At 42.6% G+C, this 22,943-nt stretch carries 21 protein-coding genes; 8 read left to right on the forward strand and 13 right to left on the reverse strand.

Features of this window, described 5'->3' with window-relative positions; translation table 11 throughout:
* Window positions 1-122 precede the first annotated feature (122 nt).
* The 5 genes from JEY82_RS04775 (at window position 123) to JEY82_RS04795 (ending at window position 5,237) form a co-directional block, all read left to right on the forward strand.
* Window positions 123-1,301, forward strand: coding sequence for an aminotransferase class I/II-fold pyridoxal phosphate-dependent enzyme (locus JEY82_RS04775; protein ID WP_304083158.1), 1,179 nt, complete (start codon window positions 123-125; stop codon window positions 1,299-1,301).
* Window positions 1,302-1,391: 90 nt separating this feature from the next.
* Window positions 1,392-2,675, forward strand: a complete 1,284-nt coding sequence (locus JEY82_RS04780) for a homoserine dehydrogenase (RefSeq protein ID WP_304083161.1) — start codon at window positions 1,392-1,394, stop codon at window positions 2,673-2,675.
* A 17-nt stretch (window positions 2,676-2,692) separates the two neighbouring features.
* The gene (locus JEY82_RS04785) at window positions 2,693-3,874 is read left to right on the forward strand and encodes a cofactor-independent phosphoglycerate mutase (protein WP_304083165.1); all 1,182 of its coding nucleotides are present in this window, start codon (window positions 2,693-2,695) and stop codon (window positions 3,872-3,874) included.
* Window positions 3,875-3,879: 5 nt separating this feature from the next.
* The gene (locus JEY82_RS04790; RefSeq protein WP_304083167.1) at window positions 3,880-4,296 is read left to right on the forward strand and encodes a thioesterase family protein; all 417 of its coding nucleotides are present in this window, start codon (window positions 3,880-3,882) and stop codon (window positions 4,294-4,296) included.
* 152 nt (window positions 4,297-4,448) lie between these two features.
* Window positions 4,449-5,237 (forward strand): amidohydrolase family protein, encoded by a 789-nt coding sequence (locus tag JEY82_RS04795; RefSeq protein ID WP_304083170.1) that lies wholly within the window; start codon window positions 4,449-4,451, stop codon window positions 5,235-5,237.
* 20 nt (window positions 5,238-5,257) lie between these two features.
* On the opposite strand, the gene JEY82_RS04800 is transcribed toward JEY82_RS04795, so the two are convergent.
* The 8 genes from JEY82_RS04800 to gpt form a co-directional block, all read right to left on the reverse strand.
* Window positions 5,258-6,226: a DUF2867 domain-containing protein gene (locus JEY82_RS04800; protein WP_304083173.1), complete on the reverse strand. Its 969-nt coding sequence runs from the start codon at window positions 6,224-6,226 to the stop codon at window positions 5,258-5,260.
* A gap of 11 nt (window positions 6,227-6,237) precedes the next feature.
* On the reverse strand, window positions 6,238-6,825 hold the full coding sequence (locus JEY82_RS04805; RefSeq protein WP_304083176.1) for a TetR/AcrR family transcriptional regulator: 588 nt from the start codon (window positions 6,823-6,825) through the stop codon (window positions 6,238-6,240).
* 170 nt (window positions 6,826-6,995) lie between these two features.
* Window positions 6,996-7,496, reverse strand: a complete 501-nt coding sequence (locus tag JEY82_RS04810) for a cytochrome c3 family protein (RefSeq protein WP_304083179.1) — start codon at window positions 7,494-7,496, stop codon at window positions 6,996-6,998.
* Between the two features lie 440 nt (window positions 7,497-7,936).
* Window positions 7,937-9,478 (reverse strand): ABC transporter ATP-binding protein, encoded by a 1,542-nt coding sequence (locus JEY82_RS04815; RefSeq protein WP_304083181.1) that lies wholly within the window; start codon window positions 9,476-9,478, stop codon window positions 7,937-7,939.
* Between the two features lie 11 nt (window positions 9,479-9,489).
* The gene (locus JEY82_RS04820; protein WP_304083184.1) at window positions 9,490-10,410 is read right to left on the reverse strand and encodes an ABC transporter permease; all 921 of its coding nucleotides are present in this window, start codon (window positions 10,408-10,410) and stop codon (window positions 9,490-9,492) included.
* 45 nt (window positions 10,411-10,455) lie between these two features.
* Window positions 10,456-11,514, reverse strand: coding sequence for an ABC transporter permease (locus tag JEY82_RS04825; RefSeq protein ID WP_304083187.1), 1,059 nt, complete (start codon window positions 11,512-11,514; stop codon window positions 10,456-10,458).
* An 8-nt stretch (window positions 11,515-11,522) separates the two neighbouring features.
* Window positions 11,523-12,596, reverse strand: a complete 1,074-nt coding sequence (locus JEY82_RS04830) for a BMP family ABC transporter substrate-binding protein (RefSeq protein WP_092160959.1) — start codon at window positions 12,594-12,596, stop codon at window positions 11,523-11,525.
* 212 nt (window positions 12,597-12,808) lie between these two features.
* A complete protein-coding gene (gpt, locus tag JEY82_RS04835; protein ID WP_092160956.1) occupies window positions 12,809-13,294 on the reverse strand; it encodes a xanthine phosphoribosyltransferase in 486 nt (161 codons plus the stop codon).
* A 303-nt stretch (window positions 13,295-13,597) separates the two neighbouring features.
* Between gpt and JEY82_RS04840 the strand changes: the two genes are divergently transcribed.
* The gene (locus JEY82_RS04840) at window positions 13,598-14,683 is read left to right on the forward strand and encodes a GGDEF domain-containing protein (RefSeq protein ID WP_304083191.1); all 1,086 of its coding nucleotides are present in this window, start codon (window positions 13,598-13,600) and stop codon (window positions 14,681-14,683) included.
* 18 nt (window positions 14,684-14,701) lie between these two features.
* Window positions 14,702-16,642, forward strand: coding sequence for a S9 family peptidase (locus tag JEY82_RS04845; RefSeq protein WP_304083193.1), 1,941 nt, complete (start codon window positions 14,702-14,704; stop codon window positions 16,640-16,642).
* 3 nt (window positions 16,643-16,645) lie between these two features.
* Here JEY82_RS04845 and JEY82_RS04850 read toward each other — a convergent pair whose 3' ends face one another.
* From JEY82_RS04850 to JEY82_RS04870, 5 genes are all read right to left on the reverse strand, one after another.
* Window positions 16,646-18,091 carry an NAD(P)/FAD-dependent oxidoreductase gene (locus JEY82_RS04850; protein ID WP_304083195.1) on the reverse strand — a complete coding sequence of 482 codons (1,446 nt, stop codon included), beginning with the start codon at window positions 18,089-18,091 and terminating at the stop codon, window positions 16,646-16,648.
* A 26-nt stretch (window positions 18,092-18,117) separates the two neighbouring features.
* Window positions 18,118-19,068, reverse strand: coding sequence for a glucokinase (locus JEY82_RS04855; protein WP_304083197.1), 951 nt, complete (start codon window positions 19,066-19,068; stop codon window positions 18,118-18,120).
* Window positions 19,069-19,287: 219 nt separating this feature from the next.
* Window positions 19,288-20,151, reverse strand: a complete 864-nt coding sequence (locus JEY82_RS04860; RefSeq protein WP_092160946.1) for a motility protein A — start codon at window positions 20,149-20,151, stop codon at window positions 19,288-19,290.
* A gap of 12 nt (window positions 20,152-20,163) precedes the next feature.
* A complete protein-coding gene (locus tag JEY82_RS04865; protein ID WP_304083202.1) occupies window positions 20,164-20,889 on the reverse strand; it encodes an OmpA family protein in 726 nt (241 codons plus the stop codon).
* A gap of 183 nt (window positions 20,890-21,072) precedes the next feature.
* Window positions 21,073-22,029 (reverse strand): MBL fold metallo-hydrolase, encoded by a 957-nt coding sequence (locus tag JEY82_RS04870; RefSeq protein ID WP_304083203.1) that lies wholly within the window; start codon window positions 22,027-22,029, stop codon window positions 21,073-21,075.
* A 218-nt stretch (window positions 22,030-22,247) separates the two neighbouring features.
* Between JEY82_RS04870 and JEY82_RS04875 the strand changes: the two genes are divergently transcribed.
* Window positions 22,248-22,853, forward strand: a complete 606-nt coding sequence (locus JEY82_RS04875) for a nucleoside triphosphate pyrophosphatase (protein ID WP_304083204.1) — start codon at window positions 22,248-22,250, stop codon at window positions 22,851-22,853.
* The last annotated feature ends 90 nt before the right edge of the window (window positions 22,854-22,943 follow it).

Raw genomic sequence — 22,943 nt, forward strand, 5'->3', positions numbered from 1 at the left:
AAATTAATAATCACAGCACAATCAGCTCAATAACTATGTGCACATATTAGCTTTGACAGTAGTAAGTGGCACGGTTACAAATGTTTTTCGAGTTTTATATATTATTTTCAGGAGTAATGACCATGGATAAATTTCCAAGAGTTCACAGGCTGCCCCCCTATGTATTTGCCAAAGTGAACGAGTTGAAGATGCAGCTACGCCACCAAGGCGAAGATATCATTGATCTGGGTATGGGGAACCCGGACCTTCCTACCCCCCAACACATTGTCGATAAATTAGTTGAGGCGGCGCAGAAGCCGGTCAACCATAGATATAGTGCGTCAAAGGGAATCAAAGGTCTTCGTAATGAAATGGGCAAATGGTACAAGAGAAGATTCGACGTTGAACTGGATGTCGATCAGGAAATCGTCGTTACCATGGGCGCCAAAGAAGGGCTGGCGCATTTAGCACTGGTCATGCTTTCCCCTGGTGATGTTGTATTCGCCCCGGATCCATCATATCCTATTCATCCCTACGCCAGTATTATCGCAGGCGCAGATGTTAGAACTATACCAATGGCTCACGACAGGGACTTCTTTGAAGACCTTGAAATGGCAATGCGCCAGACATGGCCTAAGCCGAAAGTTTTAATAATCAATTTTCCGCACAACCCAACAGGTATCACGGCAGACATTCCGTTCTTTGAAAAAATTGTTGATTTTGCCAAAGAAAATGATCTGCTGGTTATACATGATTTTGCATATGCGGACTTTACTTTTGACGGATACGAAGCTCCGAGTTTTCTTCAGGCCAGAGGCGCAAGAGACGTTGGAGTTGAATTCTTCTCCCTGTCCAAAAGCTATTCAATGCCCGGCTGGCGCGTTGGATTCTGCTGCGGTAACAGAGAAATGGTACAGGCTCTGACCCGCATTAAAAGTTATCTGGATTACGGACTTTTTCAGCCTATCCAGATTGCTGCTTGCGCCGCTTTAAGCGGACCGCAGGAATGTGTCAGAGAAATGATGGACATCTATCAAGATCGCCGTGATGCACTCTGCGAAGGGATGCAGCGCATCGGTTGGGATGTTACTCCTCCGAAGGCTACACAGTTCATTTGGGCCAAGATTCCTGAACAGTTTAAACACTTAGGTTCAGTTGAATTCTCAAAACTGCTTCTGCGTGAGTGTAAAGTTGCTGTAGCTCCGGGCCTTGGTTTCGGTAGCTATGGAGACGACCATGTGCGCATGGCTTTAGTAGAAAACAGGCAGAGAATTAATCAGGCTATTCGTGGCATGAAAGATTTATTCGGCTGTTCTTCCTAATTAAGTAGTAAATCACAATATTTCCGGTTATTTGAAAAAATATCCGGAAATATTGTTTATAATTCCAGAGAACTTCATGAAGAGGTATTAATGCAGACAGTCAAGCTAGCCATTGCAGGGTTCGGTACAGTCGGAACCGGGCTTGCCCGGATTATCGAAGAGAACGAAGATGTCATTCTCGCCCGTTGCGGGAAAAAATTCAAAATAGCGTCAGTTCTCGTTCGAGATCTCAAAAAACAGAGAGATTTCCTTCTCGGCCCGGGAGCACAACTCACGGACAACATCGAAGAATTCACTTCATGTCCTGATGTTGACATCGTCGTAGAACTTATGGGCGGGATTACTGCGGCCTTCGACATTGTCAAAAAATCTCTTAAATCCGGCAAGCATGTAGTTACTGCCAACAAGCACCTCTTAGCTGAACACGGAATTGAATTATTTGAAATAGCGCGCAAAAACGGTGTGGGCTTATATTATGAAGCAAGCGTGGCCGGAGGAATTCCTATTATCCAAGCGATAAAAGAAAGCCTTGCCGCCAACCGCATTAAGTCCATCGTCGGAATCATGAACGGAACAGCCAACTACATTCTCTCAGAGATGAGCACTAACGGGCTGGAATTCGATACGGCTCTTTCTCAGGCAAAAGACCTTGGATACGCCGAAGCCGATCCCACTTTTGATATTGAAGGCATTGATACTGCTCACAAACTTGTCGTGCTTATCCGCCTCGCATATGGAAAAGACTACCCCCTTGCAAAGCTTCCGGTAGAAGGTATCACCCGCATCGAAGGGCAGGATATTCTTTTCGCCAGAGATTTAGGCTATCGAATCAAACTGATCGGACAGGTTCGCGATGTAGGCGGTAAACTGGAAGCGGGAGTATTTCCGGCACTGGTTAAATACACTCTGCTGCTGGCAAGAGTCGGCGGAAACTACAACGCCGTCAGAGTTGAAGGAAATGCAGTAGGACCATCATTTTTTCACGGACAGGGCGCAGGCTCCCTTCCAACAGGCAGCGCCGTAATGGCCGACATTATGGCCCTTTCAGGATCGAAAACTCCTGACAATACCGGATTTAACAACAGCCCCATTACAAAAGCAGAAATTCTTGCTCCCGAGTTGGCAACATCTGAATACTATTTCAGATTCACTGTTGCAGACAAAGCAGGGGTAATGGCTTCGCTTTCAAAAATTCTTGCGGAACACAATATATCAATCGCTCAGGCTGTCCAGAAAGGCGCAGCTTCTGAAACGAATGTTCCCATTGTTTTTACGACCCACAAAGCCAGCACTAAAAACGTTAATGCAGCGCTGCGTGAAATCGACCGTATGTCTTTCATTACAAGACCAACCGTAAGCATGAGAATTCTTTAAGGTTGATGGAGAACAGAATGAAACTGCTTTTTCTGATTGCTGACGGCATGGGCGGATGGCCCATTAAGGAACTTGGTAATAAAACAACCATGGAAGCCGCATTTACTCCGAATATGGATATGCTAGCAAACAAAGGGATTGTTGGCCGTTGCAGAACTGTTCCGTCCAGTATGCCCCCAGGATCAGACATTGCAAATATGTCTCTGCTCGGGTTCGATCCGACTAAGTATCACACTGGTCGAGGCCCCATTGAAGCGGCTGCGCAAGGGCTGAAACTAGACCCGGATGATCTGGTTTGGCGTATGAATCTGGTTAACCTTTCAGAATTATCCAGTGATGGAATTATGCACGACTATTCGTCAGGGCATATTTCCACCGACAAATCTGTACCATTGGTTGAGCTGCTTCAAAAAGAACTTGGAAATGATGAGTTCACCTTCTACCCCGGCATTCAGTACAGACATCTGCTGGTCCATAAGGGTGGTGCAAAAAAACTTGAGAGCAAACTTGCGATCAGACCGCCTCATGATCTTACAGATAAGTCCATTGCTGATGATATCGAAGAATTCGCCAAAAGCCCTTTAATGGATAAGCTTTTACGCGACGCAGCTAAAGTGCTTAAAGACAACGGAACCAAAGTTGTCAGTATCTGGGCGTGGGGACAGGGTAATCCGCTTATTCTACCGGATTTTCGTGAAAAATATTCAATGAAAGGCGCTGTCATTTCGGCTGTTGACCTGATTAAAGGACTCGGCAGAGCTTCCGGGCTGGAAGTAATTGATATTGAAGGCGCTACCGGCCTTGTTGATACTAACTATGCCGGCAAGGTTGACGCGACACTTAAATTTCTGGAACATGGTGACTTCGCATTCGTTCACCTCGAAGGACCGGATGAGTCAGGCCACATGGGCAGCATCAAAGATAAAATCGCTTCCATCGAAAGATTTGATGCTCAGATCATCGGACCTTTAATGGAAAAATATCCTTTGGGCACAGCTTCTTATCTGGTCACCTGTGATCACTTTACGCCCATTGAAACAAAAACTCATGATGCGGCCCCCGTTCCCTTTATTTTAGTAAGTGATAAATGCGACGGGTCCGATTTAAAGTCTTTTTCTGAAAAGAATGCTAAATCCACAGGCCTGATTCTGGAAAAAGGGCATGAACTTATGCAATGGGTGCTTAACCTTACCAATTAAATTATATGACTATTAATAAAGATTTTCCAACTCCTGACGCATGGTTCAACCACAGTGTTTCTTATGGTGAAACAGACGCAATGGGAGTTGTATACTATGCTGAATACCTTCACTTTTTCGAAAGATCGCGCAGTCACCTTATTCGCGAAAGAGGAATGAGTTATTCCGTTGTTGAAGAAAGAGGCATCTTTTTACCTGTCAGGGAAGCCTCCTGCAGGTATCGCACCCCGGCTCATTACGATGACATGTTGAATATACGTGTCGGTATAGGCGAATGGAAAAGAGCCTCTGTTATTTTTGTCTACGACATATACAAAAACGACCGAACCATACATGTCGCCAACGGTTTTACAGAACATGCCTGCGTAAATCCGGAAGGTCGCCCAGTCAGAATCCCCGAATGGCTTAGAGAAATATTCTAAACAATAATTAATTCTGCCTGATCTCAGCAAAAAAAAGCCATCTAAGAAAAGAACAGCACTCCGTATGAATGGAATTCCTATTTATGCAGGTGTTTCTTTTCAAAAACAAATAAACAATATTATTATACTCAAAATATAAAAGACAATATCAAATGTACTACGACGTTCACACCCACGCTTTTCATCCCAAAATATCTCAAAAAGTTCTATCACAACTGAACAGCCATTACGGTATAACTGCCATCGGCACAGGTTTAGTTGAAGACCTGCTTATGCGGGCCGATAGAGCTGGACTGGATAAAGTAATAATCCATACAGCTGCAACTGAACCGGCACAGGTTGTTCCTGCCAACAACTGGTCTTTAGAACTGCAAAAGAGCGACCCGCGCATAATATCTTTCGGAACTATGCACCCTGATTATGATGACCCGGAAAAGGAATTTGCACGCCTTGAAAGGAATGGAATCAAGGGACTTAAGTTTCACCCCGACTTTCAGTCCTTTTTCATGGATGACCCTAAATTTTATAGATTGCTTGAAATGATTGAAGGCAGATTTATAGCCATGTTTCATATCGGAGATAAACTTCCTCCTGAACAGAATCCTTCATGCCCCGTTAAGCTCAAAAATATTCTGCAAAATTTCCCGAAATTGACGGCCATTGCGGCCCATATGGGTGGATTATATCACTGGAAATGGGTGGTGGATTATTTAGCCGGAAGCGATGTTTATATGGACACATCAAGCGCGTTGCCATTTATGGATAAAAGTCTGCTTCAAGAAATAATGAGAAAACACCCGCGCGAAAAAATCCTTTTCGGCAGTGACTATCCTCTTTACGATCCGGGTGAATCGATGAAGGAACTGCAATATAAACTAAAATTGAAAGACAGCGAACTTGAAGTTCACCTAAGCGCTGCCGACAATCTGTTAAACGGATAGACACCCACTACACTGTTAAATCATTCTTTTACACCATATCTCCCCATGCAATGCATAACAATATGATGAAAAGGACCAATCAATTTGAAATATATTGGACCAGTCCAATAGAGGAAATTGACGATTATAAACGTATGAAATTTAACTTTTTTAGAATCAAGCGGCTCTGCGACAACTCCTAAATAACAAGTTAAATGTTTATCACTGGCTTTTCCAATCCAATAATGATCGGCTTTATAGTCTATGGTAGTAAAAAAATCTACTTTTCTACCGATTGCAAAATTGATATCTTCTATTTCGATGTTTGTATGATCAACAACATCATTAACTCCCATTATTTTTACAACAAATCCTCTTATGCTATAAAGCATGCGCAACCATAAAGGTTTATAGCTTAGCATCCGAACCAAAAACTTATTCATAGAACATTCACCGATAAAGGCTTTTGATTCAAAACACTCAGCATCTTTCACCAATTTTCTCAGAGCAGGAATTGAATTTACAACTTGCTTAGAACTCCGACTTGGGTTCATCCTCCCAAGTTCAACAGGCTCAACGCGTATAACTTTAAATTCGCGCAAATCGCTCATATCTTTCCAAAGCAAATCATGTCCCTTAAAGAACCGAAAAGGACGTACTTTGGTAAGCCAAGCGTTGCGCTCTTCCTGCGTTGCCTTACGACGTGCTCCAGCTTCACACACCAAACGTATTGCAGACTGTTCCTTAAACCGCCCCCGCCACAATGCGCCTACCCAAAATCCAATTCCCGGATGCACAGCCATAATGCTCATCCTTGAATCACGATCGAGGTTAGACCGCATACTTTTCGGAAATTTCTCGAAATAATATCCTCGCCCTTCACCACTAAAAAGAACTGACCCAATAGGCGATACACGCGGACTACCATCTTCATCCACCGTTGCAATTGACATACTAGGAACTTTGCCGAACAGGTCTATCACTTCGTCCCATGGAATTTCAGATTGCATAATTTTCTCCCTTAATCTTTTTTAGCATCTGGCATGCCGTACAATTCATTTTTCATTAATTTTATTATATTATCACGCTCTTCACCCAAAATTGCAGGTGCAACCATTCTTGTCCCAACAAAAAGGGAATAACTGATCCGTGACAAAAGCAACGCACGATCATGATCCCCTGAGACTTCATTAAATATTTCATACAAATAATTCATACGAGTTGAATCGACCTTTTCGAGATAACTTCGCGCCAATGGATCAATTTGAGCCCAAGCGCGAATACTTGTTTCAGGGCCGTGCGGCAGATCATTGGATTTATCTACAATTGCATCAAAACGCTCTGCAGCACTAACAGAACCGGCTGAAGCATTTTGCATGCTTCCAATTGTCCATTCCTCCACCCAATGTTCAAGCATCCGCTCAAGATAATCATCTCGTCCTTTAAAATGGTGATAAAAGGACCCCTTAGTTACATCCAATTGCTTACATAAAGCATCAATAGTCAGCTGCTGAATGCTGTTTTCTGCTAACAAATGAAGCCCCGCATCAAGCAAATCAGTTGCGTTGCGGCGAATCTTCTTATTTTCTTCAACTTTTAATAGAGTCAATGATCTGCACCTCATTTTTAATACCATACGGTATGGTATGTTTAAAAGATATAAAAAACTGAGTCAAGCATAAAAAATAAATACTGCAACAAACAAGAAAACGCCTACCGGATAATCCGGCAGGCGTTTTCTTGTTAAAAATCAATTTCGATTAGTGAGTCGAAGATCTCCTAATTCGTAGCAGCAACTCTTGGCACTATTACATGACAAGCATTGTTGGCACAAGGAGCAAGCTTCAATTCTGTCTTACCGGCTTTGTTCATACCAGCATGGCATCCGCGGCAACTGCGGTCACTATGCAGAGTATGGAACGCCTTGAAGTAAGACTCAGTTTCACCCTTAGCCTTCAACTCGTTATGACAACCATCGGTAGCACAGCTCTTCACAGGAGCTTTGCCGTCCCAAGTGTGATGGCACTTCACACAAGAGACATCCTGATGATTGAAATGAGAGAATTTAACCTGTGAAAAACGAGTTTTGTTCAACTCGGCAGGGCGTTTAAATTCAAATGTTACAGGGAAGCTGACAGTCAACGTAGGGTTGGTGATATCGGCTTTATCGGAAGAGATACTGGCGATCTCTTCACTTAAATGACTAGTGGTGGTCGCATAAATAATAACTAGGATGGCAAACACAACTGCCACTCCTACATACAAAAAATTACTCTTCATTCTATTCCTCCTCAAGAAAGTCGTAACTTCCTACTCAAAATCAACGATTATTTCAATAAAAATGAGGGGATGCATAACGCCTGTAACATGCTCAGACGACATCAAAGCAGACTACACAAAGATATTGAGAAAAAATTCACACACATTAACATAACGATATGCCACCAAGTTAATTGTAATATTAATGCAGTAAATAAATTATCTATAAATATTTAACACTCAACACTGCAAAGTTATATGAAGGCATAGTAAAATTTGAAATTTCACCTTAGAATTTATGAATAAAAATATACAAACAACATTTAATTAATCTCTATTTAATGCTTTTTATTTACATAAAATTTTCTAAAAAGACTCAAGAAAAATTCAATTACTTAGAAAAAACAAAAAGCCTCTCCTTACAATGTAAAAAGAGGCTTTTATAATATTATTATAAGGTCTTATTCCCTGACACCTGCCATCAACAACCCGATATTATCAAGCTTAGCAGTATCAGACACATGAAATTCATCCATAATTTGCCCACAATACATCACAGCGATACGATCAGCCAACTGAATGGCTTCACCCAGATCTCCGGTTATAAGCAATATTCCGGCCATTTTACGGGCTTCCAAAAGTTTATTCCAAACTTCCTCAGTGGCAGAGATATCAAGTCCCTGAGTAGGCTGTTCAGCGACTATAAGATGCGGCTGACGATAAAGCTCACGGGCCAATACCATCTTTTGCAAATTTCCACCTGAAAGCTGCCAAGCCAGAGCCTGAATTCTGCCGGGGCGAACGTCATAATCTTTGACGAGCTCCTCAGCTATTTTTGCAGCTTTATCGCGTTGAAGTATGGGACCGGCAGAGAACCCCTGACGGGTTGTTAAGAGCAAATTATCAACCAGATCCAGATTTCGGGCAGTAGCAAGATCAAGCCTGTCCTCGGGAATATATGACATAGAATTATTCCACGTCATTTCCGCAAAAAACTTGCGCCAAGGCTTGTTCATTATAAAAATTGTATCCTTGGGAGGCTTGCGAAGTCCGCTTACGCCCTCTACCAATTCTTGCTGACCATTTCCGGCAACACCGACGATGGCGACAATTTCACCCTTATGTACATCAAGGCTGATATCACGAAGCCCTATCCCGGTCATGTTCTTTACTTCAAGAACCTTATCACCGATTTCAACTTCTTCTTTATTTACTTCAAGCAAAATCTCTTTACCGACCATCCGACAAGCTAGATCTGCTTTTGATGTAATTTTATCTCTTGGAACTTCCGCATCAATTTTCCCGCGGCGTAAAATAGCTACGTCATCGGCGATTGCCATAACTTCTTCAAGCTTATGACTGATGAAAACAACAGATTTGCCAAGTCTAGTCATAGCCCAGAGAGCCTCGAAAAGACGAAATGCTTCGCGGGGAGTGAGCACAGCCGTAGGTTCATCAAAAATAAGAACCCGACTTTCTCTATAGAGTAATTTTAAAATTTCAACGCGCTGTTTCTCACCCATGGAAAGATCAGAAATTCTGGCAGTAGGATCAATTTCAAGCTCGTAATCTTCTGCAAGCTTACGGACTCTATCATTCATTTCACGGGGATTAACAAAAAAAGAACCTTCCTGACCAAGAAGTACATTCTCAGCAACCGTCATGGTATCAACCAGCATAAAATGCTGATAAACCATACCGATTCCGGCTTTAATAGCATCCTTTGAAGAGGTGAAATCTGCACGCACCCCATCGACTTCAATATAACCTTCGTCAGGCTTAAAGCGTCCGGCAAGCATACTCATCAAAGTACTTTTACCTGCTCCGTTTTCACCAAGTAATGCCTTGATACGACCGGGATACAGATCAAGTGAAATATTATCATTCGCAACGACTTTACCAAACCGCTTGGTGAGACCTTTTAAGGATATCAACGGAGAAGCGTCAGTAAATCCTGTTGCTTTTTGAGAGTCCGGACGGGTTAAATCCTGTTGTCCATTCATGTCGATCCTACCTACCCTTCCGGTTCAATGTTAATTCCGAGATGTGCTGGAGAATTCCCTCCGCGCCCTCTGACAGCGGAAAAAACCAACACCAGAATAGTAAGAGCATATGGCAGCATCAACAGAAGTGAAGAAGGAATATGTGTACCTATAGCTTGAAGTCTAAGCTGAAAAGCCATTACACCGCCGAAAAGATAAGCTCCGAAAACAGCTCTTCCCGGACGCCAGAATGCAAAAATAACCAAGGCAACCGCAATCCAGCCTCTGCCGCCTGCAAGACCGTTCGCCCATAGATGGGTGTATGCAAGTGAAAGATATGCTCCGCCAAGACCAATCAAAAAACCACCGCCGAGCAGCGCCATCCAGCGCAGTCTTACGGCTTTAAGTCCGGCAGCGGCGGCGGCAGCAGGCTTTTCGCCGACAGCTGTTATAGCTAACCCCATACTGGTTCTGTTAATAAAAAGCATTAACAGAAGTGGAATGAAATAGGACACATATACAAGAGTATCCTGTCTAAAAAAGATTTTTCCTATGTAAGGAATAGAGGAAATAAACGGGATAGAAAACTTATGGAATCCGGCTGCTGACATCCCTATATAAGGAGTCCCGAGAAAATGACAAAGGCCTACGCCGAGTATCGTTAAGGCAAGGCCTGAAACTACCTGATTACCAAGACAGGTAATACAAACGAAACCATGCAGCATTGCCATCATAGATCCGGCAAGACCTCCGCACACAAATCCCAGCCATGGATTTCCGGTTGTATAGCTGACAAAGAATGCAACAAAAGCCGCCATACTCATCATCCCCTCAACTCCGAGATTAAGCACGCCGCCCTTCTCAGTGAGAATCTCACCAAGAGTTGCGTACAAAATAGGGGTACCGGACTGAACTGTCGCAGCCAGCAGAGGAACAATAAAACTTTCCAGCATTTATATCACCCGATTAGATTTCAAACTGAGCTGATGCACAGCCGTCTATTTCTTCCGTGTTATCTTGTATGTAACCAGCATTTGTCCAGCAAGCACCGACATAAGAATAAGTCCTTCCATGATCGACCCGAAGGCGGCAGGCACTTGAAGTTCAAGCTGCAAATTTTCCACTCCCACCCTGAGAGCCGCAAGCAAATAAGCAGAAATAGCAATATAGAGAGGATGCAGTCTGGCAAGCCACGCCACAACAATTGCGGTATAACCGTACCCGACCATGATACTCGGCTGAAGCCTGTTGACGACAGCGGAAGTTTCAATACACCCGGCCCATCCGGCAAGCCCGCCGGAAACAGCCATAACAAGAATAGTGAGCATCCCGTAAGGAAGGCGTGAATACATGGAAACGCGCTCACCTTCCCCCGCAACCTTTATCTCAAAGCCTAAACGGGTATACCGCATAAAGGCCCACATACCGATCCCGGCCGCCACACATACGGCGAATCCCCAATGCAGCCGACTGGTTCCAATCTGACCGATAATAGCATTCGAGGTAAACTCGGGGGTAATCGGAAAACCGAAACTTTTAGGATCTTTCCAGACTCCGAAAACCAGATATTCCAGAAGGAGTATGGCAATATAATTGAGCATCAAGGTTGAAATTATTTCATTAACCTTTAACTTAAGACGCAAAATGGCAGGGATATAGGCCCAGAATCCACCAAAAATTGCAGCCATGATAAACATTAAAGGCATGAGCAGATAACCCGGAAGATCAGGAAAATTCAAGGCCGCCCAAGTCGCCCCGATGGCTCCCAAGGCAAACTGTCCTTCTGCTCCGATATTCCAGACCTGCATTCTGAAAGCAGTTGCAACACCAAGTGCGCAAAGAAAAATAGGGATAGATTTTAACAGGGCATCTTCCAAAGCCCAAGACGCACCAAAAGACCCCTGCCAAAGCACAAGAAGTCCTTCCACAGCTGATTTTCCCTGCAATTCAAGTAGAAGCGCACTCGCTCCTAAAGAAAGAACCAGAGCACCCACGACAATAAACGGGGCGCCCCAGTTCCAGGGTTCATCGCGCTTTTGTAACCGATAACCCAACATAAATTATATTACTCTGTGTTTCCGACGACGCCTTCGACAAACCAAGACATGCCGAGAAGTTTAGGATCGTCAAGAGTCTGACCGGCAGGAATAATTACTTTGCCAGCCTGATTTTTAAGAGGACCGACAAAGATTGCATTGTTGCCTGCAACAATTTCAGCTTTGGCAGCATTAACTTTGTCCTGAACATTCTGCGGAACCATAGAACCGAAAGGAGCGATATCAACTACGCCCTGATCCATGCCCCACCACAGAGACTCATTACCCTGCCAAACACCGTCACGAACCTGCTCAACAACATTTGTGAAGAGAGGTGCCCAGTTCCAGACTGCGGCAGTAAGGTGAGATTTAGGAGCAAGTCTAGCCATATCGGAGTTGTAACCGATGGAGTATTTTCCGCGTTCCTGTGCAGCTTCCTGAGGACCGGGTGAATCCTGATGCTGAGTAATAACATCAGCCCCCATGTCGAGAAGGCTGATAGCTGCGTCTTTTTCAAGAGCAGGGTCATACCAAGTCTTTGTCCATACAACACGAACAGTAGCTTTAGGATTCACAGCGCGAGCACCGAGGGTGAATGCGTTGATTCCGCGAATTACTTCGGGAATCGGGAAAGCCGCAACATAACCGATGATGTTGCTTTTGCTCATCATACCGGCAACCATACCTGTGAGGTAACGAGCCTGATACATGCGGCCGAAATAGTTGGTCATATTAGGAGTAGTCTTGAATCCTGAGCAATGCATGAATGCAACGTTAGGGAACTTCTTGGAAACTTTGACCATAGGGTCCATGTAACCGAAGCTTGTTCCGAAAATGACGTCGTATCCTTTGCGTGCGAAGTTAAGAACTACGCGCTCGGAGTCTGTGCCTTCAGCAACGGACTCAACAAAAGAAGATTCAACATAAGGAAGTTTATCAATAGCAAGACGGCCCTGATCCTGAGCATATGAATAGCCTGCATCAGCAACAGGAGAAATGTAGACAAAGCCAACTTTGACTTTTTTCTTGGCATCGGCAAAAGCAACAGTTGCCATCATTACAGACATTGCAGCAACGATGACCATGATCATTAACTTACGCATTATCCACTCCTTAAAAATACAAAACGATTTTTGATCCTGAAAGTCCGTGTTTAACGGCTCCCTCCCTTCAACAACAAAAAAACAACCAAAAAAGAAAATACTAAAGCAACTCCCCGGCATTACATACCCGGCAGTTGACCAGTATTATTTAATCGGCTTGTTACAACCTTTAAATATAATTAAGATTTATTAAAAATAAATCTTAATAGATTTTATTCACCCTGCGAACTCTTTACAATAGGCTGTACAAACTGAGTTTCGCTGTCCCATGGAAATAAAATCCATGTATCCTGACTGACCTCAGTTATAAAAGTATCAACCAGAGCTCTACCTTCAGGCTTGGCATAAACGGTGGCAAAATGAGCTTTAGGCACCATTTCTCTGACCAGTTTGGCTGTCTTGCCGGTATCAACAAGGTCGTCAACCAGAAGCCAGCCTTCGCCATCCCCTTCAAAACCTTTGAGTACAGTAGATTTCTTTTCCTGCACTTTCCAGTCATAAGTTGAAATGCAAACCGTGTCGATAAGTCTTATGTCCATTTCGCGGGCTAAAATTGCAGCCGGAACAAGCCCGCCACGGGTAATAGCTAAAATGCCTTTAAAAGGACCAAGTTCCAGAAGCCGTCTCGACAATTCTCTGGAATCTCTATGCAACTTATCCCATGAAATCAGAAAAGTTTTTCTATAATTATCTGCCACGGCAGTTCACCCTTAAATTTTCGATATAAACATACTGAAATTAATATCCGCCAATCGGCTCAATAGATTTTTCCATCAGCCACGCGGTTTTCCCTAGCCCATGGAAGGGTTCAGGGCAACATAAAAAAATTACGGACTTACTTTATTATCTTAATCCTTCAATCAATACGCCTTACTCTGAACAACGTTAACATCCTATAAATAGCAATATTTTAATTTTACATAAAGCGTCTGCAAGGTTAATAGAATTGCTGAGAATCAAATATACCATACTTAAAAGTCACACCAAGGTACTGTTAAAAAATGAAAAACAATTCATCCATCGGTTTCCCTCGTCTCGTGATTTTACCCATTATTTTCATATTGACTGTTTCAGCAATATTCCTTTTTCATACTATTATAGTTGAGCAGCAACGACTGAACAATGTGAAACAATGCCTCGAAGACATCCGCTCCGATGCGTACAGAATAGCAGGTAAAAATATTACAACACGCACATCCTATGAGGCTGAACGATTATCAAATCTTATCAAAAAGCTTAAAGATATTAAAAAAGACAATTCTTTTTACACTGTCATAAATGCCAACAACAAAAAACTGATAAACTTGGCTGAAAATTTTTTGAAAGCTTCTATAAATCCACAGGATATCCAACCTGAACAATCAATTTTATACCTAACAAATTCCTTGGATGAAGTAATAATCAACACTCTGGTAAATATCGATAAAGAATACAAAGCTTCACTTCGTGATACAATCAAAATGGAATACAGCATTATTATTTTGATATGTATCTTTATCGTTCTTCAATATTTTATAGCTGACGCCTACATGAAACGAAGATTAATTCAGCAGGAATTGGAACATCAAGAATCTGAAAGCATTATCAAAAAACTGTCCGAAAGAGACACTCTTACTAATCTTCCCGGCAGGAAAAAATTCTATGAGGAAGCGGACAGAGAAATTGCAACCGCTACCAGATACAGCTCAGATCTGGTACTCATCAAAATGGATATTCATGATTTTAAAGGAATAAATCAAAAATACGGACAGAAGGCCGGTGATAAAATCTTAGCCAGATTTGCTAGAATGGTTCGAAAAAATTTAAGACGACCGGACAGTTTTTTCCGCGTAGGCGGAGATAAATTTGTAATACTTGCACCCCACACTTCAAGTGAAAACGCTCAAAAACTTGCTGAAAAAATCAACTTACTGGTTAAAAAAGATAAGACAACAAGTTCCATTTCACTTAAAATAAATACCGGAATTGCCCCATGCGTCAAAGGTTGTTCATCCGAAACGCTGATGAAAGAAGCGTCTTCAGCATTAAAATCATCTAAAATACGAGGAGCCGGTAAAGTTGCTGTTTATGAAAAGTCAGAAAACTAGCCGAATACATTTTCCGTCATGATAAAATACAAATCACTACTTACTCTTATCGCAATATCCGCTCTGCTCTTGAGCTTTACCGCATGTGCAAAAACTAAGATTGAAGTTAAGTCGAAAATAGAAAGCAGTGGCGGAAGAGTCGACAAAACCGAACTTATTCCACTACGGGATTTCTTTAAAAATCCTGTTGCGAGCGAGTTCAGCATCTCTCCGAACGGAAATAAAGTTGCGTGGAAAGCCCCGTGGCAGAACCGCATGAATATTTTCGTAAAAGATCTACCATCCGGGGCGGTAAACCGCATAACCTCCAGTACCAACCGTGACATTTCAGGTTATTACTGGGTTGGAAATGAACGCATCCTTTATGGTCAGGACCTCGGCGGAGATGAGAATTTCCACACCTACTGCGCTCCTGTAGACGGAAGCGGAGCGGTGGATTTAACTCCTTTTGAAAATACTAGAACAGGTCTTGTAGACGAGCTTGAAAACGACGACGAAAATATTTTAATCACAATGAATAAGCGGGATGCCCGTTTTTTTGACGTATTTAAACTAAACGTCATTACAGGAGAACTGACCCTTGTAGCGCAAAATCCCGGAAATATTACAGGCTGGATGACTGACAATGCCGGAAATCTGAGAGTTGCCATTGCAACTCAGGGCGGTAACAATATAATTCTCTACCGTAAAAACATTGAAGATGAATTTACTCCCATCAAGACTCTCGATTTCCGAACCTCATTTTCACCGCTGTTTTTCAGTTTTGATGACAACAAAATTTATGTTTCCACAAACATTGATCGCGATAAATCCGCAATTTATCTGTTCAATCCCGAAAGCAAAAAACTTGAAGAAATGATCTTCGAACATCCCGATGTTGATGCCGAAAACCTCATAAGATCTAAGAAACGCAAAGTCATAACAGGTGCAGGATACTACTCTGATAAACATCACTATGTGTTCTTTGATGACGAAAGAGAAGAAGTTCAGAACGAGCTTGAAGCCCTGCTGCCCGGCTATGAAGTAGTTGTTACCGGTCTCAATAAAGATGAAACCCAAATGGTAGTCAGGACTTATTCCGACCGAAGCCTCGGAGCTGGATACATTTACGACATTCCGAATAAAAAGCTTGAGAAAATTGCCGATGTCAGCCCTTGGTTTGATGAATCCCGCATGGCGGAAACTAAGCCTATCACCTTCACGTCGCGTGACGGACTTACTATTAACGGTTACCTGAGCCTTCCCGTCGGAATCCCTGCCACGAATCTACCGATGGTACTTAACCCGCATGGCGGTCCATGGGCCAGAGATCATTGGGGATTTAATCCTGAAACGCAATTCCTGAACAATAGAGGGGTCGCGGTTCTGCAAGTTAATTTTCGAGGTTCTACAGGATACGGCAGAGAGTTCTGGGAAAAAGGGTTCAAACAATGGGGCCGCACAATGCAGAATGATCTGACCGATGCGGTAAAATGGGCTATAGATCAAAATATTGCAGACCCTGAAAAAGTGGCCATATACGGCGCATCCTATGGTGGGTATGCAACTCTTGCAGGTCTGACTTATACACCCGACCTGTATGCTTGCGGTATTGATTATGTAGGGCCGTCAAATCTTTTTACTTTAATGAATTCCTTCCCCCCATACTGGGAGTCAGAAAAAGATCGTTTTTATACGATGGTCGGCGACCCTGTTCGAGATAAAAAACTGCTTGAAGAAATATCACCTGCTTTCCACGTTGACCAAATAACCGCCCCCCTTTTTGTAGCCCAAGGAGCAAATGATCCACGCGTAAAAAAAGCTGAATCAGACCAGATTGTTGAAGCCCTTCAAAAGCGCGGAATCGCCGTAGAATACATGGTGAAAGATAACGAAGGGCATGGTTTTATGAATCAGGAAAACAAATTTGAATTCTATGAAGCAATGGAAACGTTTTTGAATAAACATTTATTGCAGTAACGATCACCCACGATATGAAAAAAGCATCCGCAGAATCTTCCTGACTTTATCGGAAAATATTTTTTCACCGAGAAGCTTACCTGCTACCCGCTTATTAATTTCCATCAGTGTCGGATATGGATGAATTGCTCCGGCAAGGGTTGCCAATCCGACACTTCCATTGACTGCCGCCACCCATTCTCCGAGCAATTCCCCGGCATGTACTGCCGCAACCTGAACGCCTAGAGGCTTGCCTTTAGTATCAAGCAGCAATTTAATCCGTCCGCACCCTTCACCTTCCGCCAAAGCACGGTCATTTCCTGAAAATTCTTCAACAACAATGCTGTACTTAATACCCAGAGCTTTTGCCCTCACTTCATTAAGCCCCACACTGGCAAGCTCCGGATCGGAATATGTACACCATGGCAACCATTTGTAATTTGCTTTGCGCGGCAGATGCATAACGGCATTGGCAACGATTATCCCGCCTTCGTATCCTGCGGCATGTGTAAAACGATGCTTGCCTGTAACATCTCCTGCCGCATAAATATTCTTAACCGAAGTACGCATTCTGGAATCAACATCAATACCATTCGAATTATGATTTATGCCGATCTCATCAAGTTCCAGACCGGAAGTGTTTGCTTTGCGGCCTAATGCAACAAGAAGCTTCTGCCCGTTTATAACCTTTCGCGGACCAATCCCTTCAAAGGTATCTTCCAGAATAACTTCAATTCCGCTTGAACCTTTGCGGACCTGTTCAACCTTCGCGCCTAAAATAAATTTTACACCGTCCTGCATCATGGCATCCATCACATACTGAGCCATATCTGCATCTTCTTTGCTCAAAATATGATTACTGCGTTGAATAACCGTCACCGCACACCCTAACCTCTGGAAGGCCTGAGCCATCTCAATTGCAATGGGACCACCCCCAAGCACCAAAAGTGATGTAGGAAGCTCCCGCAATGAAAAGAGGTCCATATTAGTAAGACAAGGCACATCCTTCAGACCGGGAATAGGCGGTGCGGCAGGAGACGACCCTGTCGCTATTACCCATGAACGGGCAGAAACGCTTTTACCTTCCAGCAATACTGAATGTTTTTCGACAAACGAAGGAGAACCGAATTTTACCGAGACCCCCAGCGAATTAAAACGTTCAACAGAATCATGTTTTTGAATCTCGGATACAACCGATGAAATACGATCAGCAACTTTGGAATAATCAACAGGAGGAAGATCGACAGAAGGCAGGCCGAAATCCTGCGCTTTACCCATCAAGTGGCGCACTCTGGCTGTTCGAATTAAAGTTTTACTTGGAACACAGCCATAATGAAGACAGTCACCGCCTAAACTGTTTTCCTTTTCAATCAATAAAACCTTAACTCCAAGCTGCGCAGCTCCCGCAGCCACAGTAAGTCCGGCAGCGCCGCCGCCGATTATCCCTAAATCGTAATCACAAATCGGCATATAAACCTTCCTGTTAACTTTTACAGTTACATGGCAAGCGCACCGAACAAAGCAGAACCGTAAAGGCCGCTATCTTGATTATCGTTCAAAAAAACAGGAATACGGCTAAGCACTTCAACCATTGAGCTGGACCTTCGAAATTCTTCCATGAAATCAGGATGCTCAACAACAAAAGGATTTTTCGCCAGAATTCCTCCAGAAATATATAAGCCACCCGTAGCCAGAACACTTAGTGCATAATTACGACAGCATCTGGCTGTGAACTTTCTGTACCAGTCAAGAGTAAGCCCTCCGTCAGCCATTTTCTTAGCCACTTCATAAGGTTTTAAATCTTCACCCGTCAGATATAAATGCAAATGGTTAAGCCCCTTACCAGTAAGAACTTCATCACCGTAGCAATATGAAATTCCGATTCGATCCTTCACGAAAGCACAAAAATCAAGCTCTTCAGCCGTTTCAAACGGAAAAGTAATATGCCCGGCTTCAGACGGGACAGGAACAAATCCTACAGATGGAACCGGAACTAAAGCGCAATGCCCCAAACCCGTTCCTGCACCGAGGACTCCGACAGTACCCTGCGGAGAAAAAGTTCCCTGTTGCAAAACTTTGCACTCTACAACAGCCGGAGTTCTACAGGCGTAAGCCTGAGCTACAAAGTCATTTATTAAGGATGCTTTTTTAAAACCGTAAACAGAGGGACCTTTCGAAATATCCACCGCCCATTTCAAATTGGTGGGATGGCAATAATTCCCTCCTACAACCGGCCCTGCTACGGCAATCACCGCCATATCAAAATCCTGCGGTAAATATTGAAAGTCACTTTCCTTCAACAGCTCAAGAAGATGCTCAAAACTTTCCGCATCCGTACTGGGAATCCAGACTTTCTCTTTCATGACAAGACTGCTTTCCGAGCGAACCTGAAACGCAGCAAACCTACTATTTGTTCCACCTATATCAATGGCAAGAATCAACCCCATTCTGATACACCTTCTTATTATTTTTATCCTGTGAATTCCTTATTATCTGTAAACACGATGCCTGACTCTAATACAGTCAGTTAAAAAAAGTAAATCAAGATAACAGCTTTTTTAAAATTCAACCTAAATATGTCAAAATTCAGACGTAAAAAAGCCCGGAACATAAACTCAATACGAGCTAGATTCCAGGCTTTTAAGATTCAATGCCGTTTAAAATAATCAGGAAGCTTTCACTAAAGGAATTTCGTGCAATATTTTTGTCTTACCGTCCTTCTCTTCTTTGCGCATCTTGATATACTTTCTGGTAATATTTCTAAGAGCTTCGGTCTTACCTTCTCTGTTGTTGGGACAGAGAAAAGCAACCAGCTTTCTTTCAAGTTTATAAGGATTTTGCTCATTCTTAATGGCAATAATACCGTCCATAATCATTTTCTGATTAATCAATTCATTTCTAGTTCTGCAACGCACAGTTTCAGCCATAGGAGCAAATATCATATTACTGAGAACTACCCCGTAAAGCGTTGAAATAAATGCTACCGGAATATGTTTCAGAATCATAGCCGGGTTATCAATACCCATGAGAAGACCGATCAGACCGATGACAGACCCGGCAACACCGAATGCCGGTGCAAAACGAGCCATTGACTGAAAAACTCGCTCAGATTCATTTCTGCGCATATTAAAGAAAGACATTTCTGTCTTGAGACAATCTTTAATCTCTTCTTCATTAAAATTATCAACAAGAAGCATCAATCCGTTTTTCAAAAAGGACATGGTTGTCTGCTCGCCCGCTTTTTCGAGAGAAAGCATACCGTCCATACGTGAACGGACACTTAGATCAAGCAATGTATCTACTATTTCTTCATGTGTGGTGAGCCTGCTGGAGTAAGTATTGCGAACAACTCGGAAAGCTTCAACCAGTTGTTCAACAGGATAACTGAGCATGACAGCAACAGCTAAACCGGACATGACAATAGCAAATGCAGCAGCATTCCAATAAAGCCCTAACCCACCGCTGAGCCAGAAACTTGCTATAAAAATTAATGCGGCAAATGAAACACCTACAAGGTTCTTTCTGTTCATGACATTACCTCCTTACTCGGCATTGAAGTCAGTGTTGATGACAACGATCTCAACACGGCGATTGTTCCCCGAAACCTTTTCCATGGAATCAGGAAGTTCAGGAACAGTTCCACCGCGTCCGCTTACAAGAATACGAGCGGGATCGATAGACTTTTCACTGATAAAATATTGTGCAACCTGCGCAGCACGGCGGGCAGATAATTCAAAGGCGGAAATCTTTCCGGATTTAGCGACATCACTATGATCGGTATGTCCTACGATATGTATGGCATGATTGCTGGTTCGCAAAATTTCAGCGACCTCAGCAAGATATTGCAAAGTTTTCGGCTCAAAACTACTTCTACCCGGAGCAAAAAAAGCATCTCCGCGCATAATAATTTTAAGCTGCCCGTCATCCTCGCTTGCCATACTTATTGCACCGTCATTGCTGCGATAAAGTACATCTTGAGGAGTCAAAACAACCTTAGTGCTTCCACTCATTGCTTCGCGATGAACTGAAAGCATATCAATCAGATTGTCGACAGGATTGGGGGATACTTGTGACTGAGCATTGCCGCTGAAAATAACTTTAATATTTTCTTTGGACTGACTGTAAATAAACAGCACGACGAAAAGGACAAACATTACCATCATAAGATCAGCCCACGGAACAGACCACCCGCCCATACCGGATGTATCAGAGTCCGAAGAACCGAATTCCATCAGATCTAAATCACATTTGAATTCATCGTTTTTCATACCATTGCTCCATGATCAAAAAATACGGGCCACGCCCGAACGTTTCACCATCTCTACAGCAAGGGTAATGCCAAACTAATTAATGCAATAATTTTATCATGTTATGAGTCATAAAAAAGAAATTAAAGAAGATAGAAACAAAAAGTGTCAAAAAAAGAACAACCGTTAAATTACAAAAAAGACCTAAAGATCAATACAAAGACCATCCTGAGCCATAATTATTTTATCAGGTTTACGCTCAGCAAACTCGGCGTAAGATCTTGTATCTTCGAGAAATTTTTCCAATTCAAAATCATCGAGAACAGGTTCCTGATGGAACAGGCATAAAGTCTTAACTCCGGCATGTCCTGAGAGTTCAACAGCTATAATATTGTTTGAATGGCCCCAATCCTCTTTAATTGAATTGGCCTCGGCAAAAGAATACTGAGCATCCATAATCAAAAGATCAGCGTCTTTAAAAAATTCTACAAATTCTATATCAGACAGAGCCGTCGCGCTTTTATGTTCACAATCTGTAGAATAAACAACCACTTTCCCATTTTTTTCAAAACGATAACCGAATGATCCGCCCGGATGATATTGAGCTTTAACCTTAACATTAATACCGGCAATTTCTAATTCCTGTCCGGTAGAAAGACGCGTGAATTCAAATTCAGCTGCAAGGTTATCAAATTTTACAGGGAAAAACGGCTCACTTTGCTGGGTACGGAAGACATTCTCAATACCTGGATGCCCGCCATAAAAAGAAAGTTTATTGCCCTTCACATATGCTGGAATAAAAAAAGGAAAACCTTGCAGATGATCCCAGTGAAGATGAGAAATAAGGATGTGAAAATGAGCCCCGGGTTTGCCAAACCGCTCAGCCATGATTACATTTCCTAAATCACGAAGACCTGTTCCGCAATCGCAGATTAGATAGTCATCACCCGTTGTACCGATCTGGATACACGGAGTATTGGTTCCGTAAGACCCACGAACGGGAAAAGGAAGTTCATTATCAATAAATGAATCTAAATCAGTCGTGGAATCAATTCCACGCGCAACCGCAATTTCCAAAGCAGCTTTTACCTTTGCTCTGGCCCTATCGGCATTATATGTAGCAGGTAGAGAACCTCTTGCTCCCCAGATGCAAACTTTCATTCAACAACTCCTAATCTAATATTCTTCACCCCATTACCTTTAGACTAAAGAAAGAGCAACAGGCACAACTCATAAAGTAGTATTCTATTAAATCAATTTTTTTCATATTATTTTTCTGATTATTAAAGCTGCCCCTTGACAGACTAGGTTTATTAAAGAACAAATTTATTTTTTGGTTCAATATAGTTTTTACTTAACACAAACAAGATTTCACCTACATGAAGATATATAATACATTAAAATCATTAGTACTCGGTTCCGGGTCACCTCGGAGAGAGGAACTGCTCTCATCTATTGGACTAAATTTTAAAATTGATCCTGCAACTTGTGATGAACCGCCAGCCCGTGCAGGACAATTGCCGGAAGATTATGCTATTGAAATGGCTTTAATGAAAGCAAGAAATGTAGCTATTTCAAACCCGCAGACTATAGTTATAGGGGCGGATACTATTGTTGCATGCGATATGGATATTCTCGGCAAACCGTCCGACAAAACAAACGCCATTGAAACGCTGAAAAGCCTATGTGGACGATCTCATAAAGTAATTACAGGTTGCGCTATAATTTCCGAGAACGGCGAAGAAACAAGTTATGCAGTTACAACCGAAGTTGAATTTATCAATTGTGACGAAGCTGCATTAAAAGCTTACGTTGCAACCGGAGAACCGGATGATAAAGCTGGATCTTATGCTATTCAGGGACAGGGGGCCTTTTTAGTCAAAGGAATATGCGGTTCATACACAAACGTCGTAGGATTACCTCTGGCACGTATAATGGAATCGTTAATTTCAATTGGTGCTGTATCCCCTGTTGAAAGCGAATAATATTTATAGCACGCTAATAAATTAATAGCAGACTAAACTTTTTTCAAATTATATTGCAATTGCCGTCTCATAATAGACTTTTATTAACCA

Origin of the sequence: Maridesulfovibrio ferrireducens, from assembly GCF_016342405.1 — a bacterium.
GTDB lineage: Bacteria > Desulfobacterota > Desulfovibrionia > Desulfovibrionales > Desulfovibrionaceae > Maridesulfovibrio > Maridesulfovibrio ferrireducens_A.

Bases quoted from the DNA above. Each gene is read 5' to 3' on its own strand.
- JEY82_RS04775 (WP_304083158.1), top strand. From the start codon at position 123: ATGGATAAATTTCCAAGAGTTCACAGGCTGCCCCCCTATGTATTTGCC.
- JEY82_RS04780 (WP_304083161.1), top strand. From the start codon at position 1,392: ATGCAGACAGTCAAGCTAGCCATTGCAGGGTTCGGTACAGTCGGAACC.
- JEY82_RS04785 (WP_304083165.1), top strand. From the start codon at position 2,693: ATGAAACTGCTTTTTCTGATTGCTGACGGCATGGGCGGATGGCCCATT.
- JEY82_RS04790 (WP_304083167.1), top strand. From the start codon at position 3,880: ATGACTATTAATAAAGATTTTCCAACTCCTGACGCATGGTTCAACCAC.
- JEY82_RS04795 (WP_304083170.1), top strand. From the start codon at position 4,449: ATGTACTACGACGTTCACACCCACGCTTTTCATCCCAAAATATCTCAA.
- JEY82_RS04800 (WP_304083173.1), bottom strand. From the start codon at position 6,226: ATGCAATCTGAAATTCCATGGGACGAAGTGATAGACCTGTTCGGCAAA.
- JEY82_RS04810 (WP_304083179.1), bottom strand. From the start codon at position 7,496: ATGAAGAGTAATTTTTTGTATGTAGGAGTGGCAGTTGTGTTTGCCATC.
- JEY82_RS04815 (WP_304083181.1), bottom strand. From the start codon at position 9,478: ATGAATGGACAACAGGATTTAACCCGTCCGGACTCTCAAAAAGCAACA.
- JEY82_RS04820 (WP_304083184.1), bottom strand. From the start codon at position 10,410: ATGCTGGAAAGTTTTATTGTTCCTCTGCTGGCTGCGACAGTTCAGTCC.
- JEY82_RS04825 (WP_304083187.1), bottom strand. From the start codon at position 11,514: ATGTTGGGTTATCGGTTACAAAAGCGCGATGAACCCTGGAACTGGGGC.
- JEY82_RS04830 (WP_092160959.1), bottom strand. From the start codon at position 12,596: ATGCGTAAGTTAATGATCATGGTCATCGTTGCTGCAATGTCTGTAATG.
- JEY82_RS04840 (WP_304083191.1), top strand. From the start codon at position 13,598: ATGAAAAACAATTCATCCATCGGTTTCCCTCGTCTCGTGATTTTACCC.
- JEY82_RS04845 (WP_304083193.1), top strand. From the start codon at position 14,702: ATGATAAAATACAAATCACTACTTACTCTTATCGCAATATCCGCTCTG.
- JEY82_RS04850 (WP_304083195.1), bottom strand. From the start codon at position 18,091: ATGCCGATTTGTGATTACGATTTAGGGATAATCGGCGGCGGCGCTGCC.
- JEY82_RS04855 (WP_304083197.1), bottom strand. From the start codon at position 19,068: ATGGGGTTGATTCTTGCCATTGATATAGGTGGAACAAATAGTAGGTTT.
- JEY82_RS04860 (WP_092160946.1), bottom strand. From the start codon at position 20,151: ATGAACAGAAAGAACCTTGTAGGTGTTTCATTTGCCGCATTAATTTTT.
- JEY82_RS04865 (WP_304083202.1), bottom strand. From the start codon at position 20,889: ATGAAAAACGATGAATTCAAATGTGATTTAGATCTGATGGAATTCGGT.
- JEY82_RS04870 (WP_304083203.1), bottom strand. From the start codon at position 22,029: ATGAAAGTTTGCATCTGGGGAGCAAGAGGTTCTCTACCTGCTACATAT.
- JEY82_RS04875 (WP_304083204.1), top strand. From the start codon at position 22,248: ATGAAGATATATAATACATTAAAATCATTAGTACTCGGTTCCGGGTCA.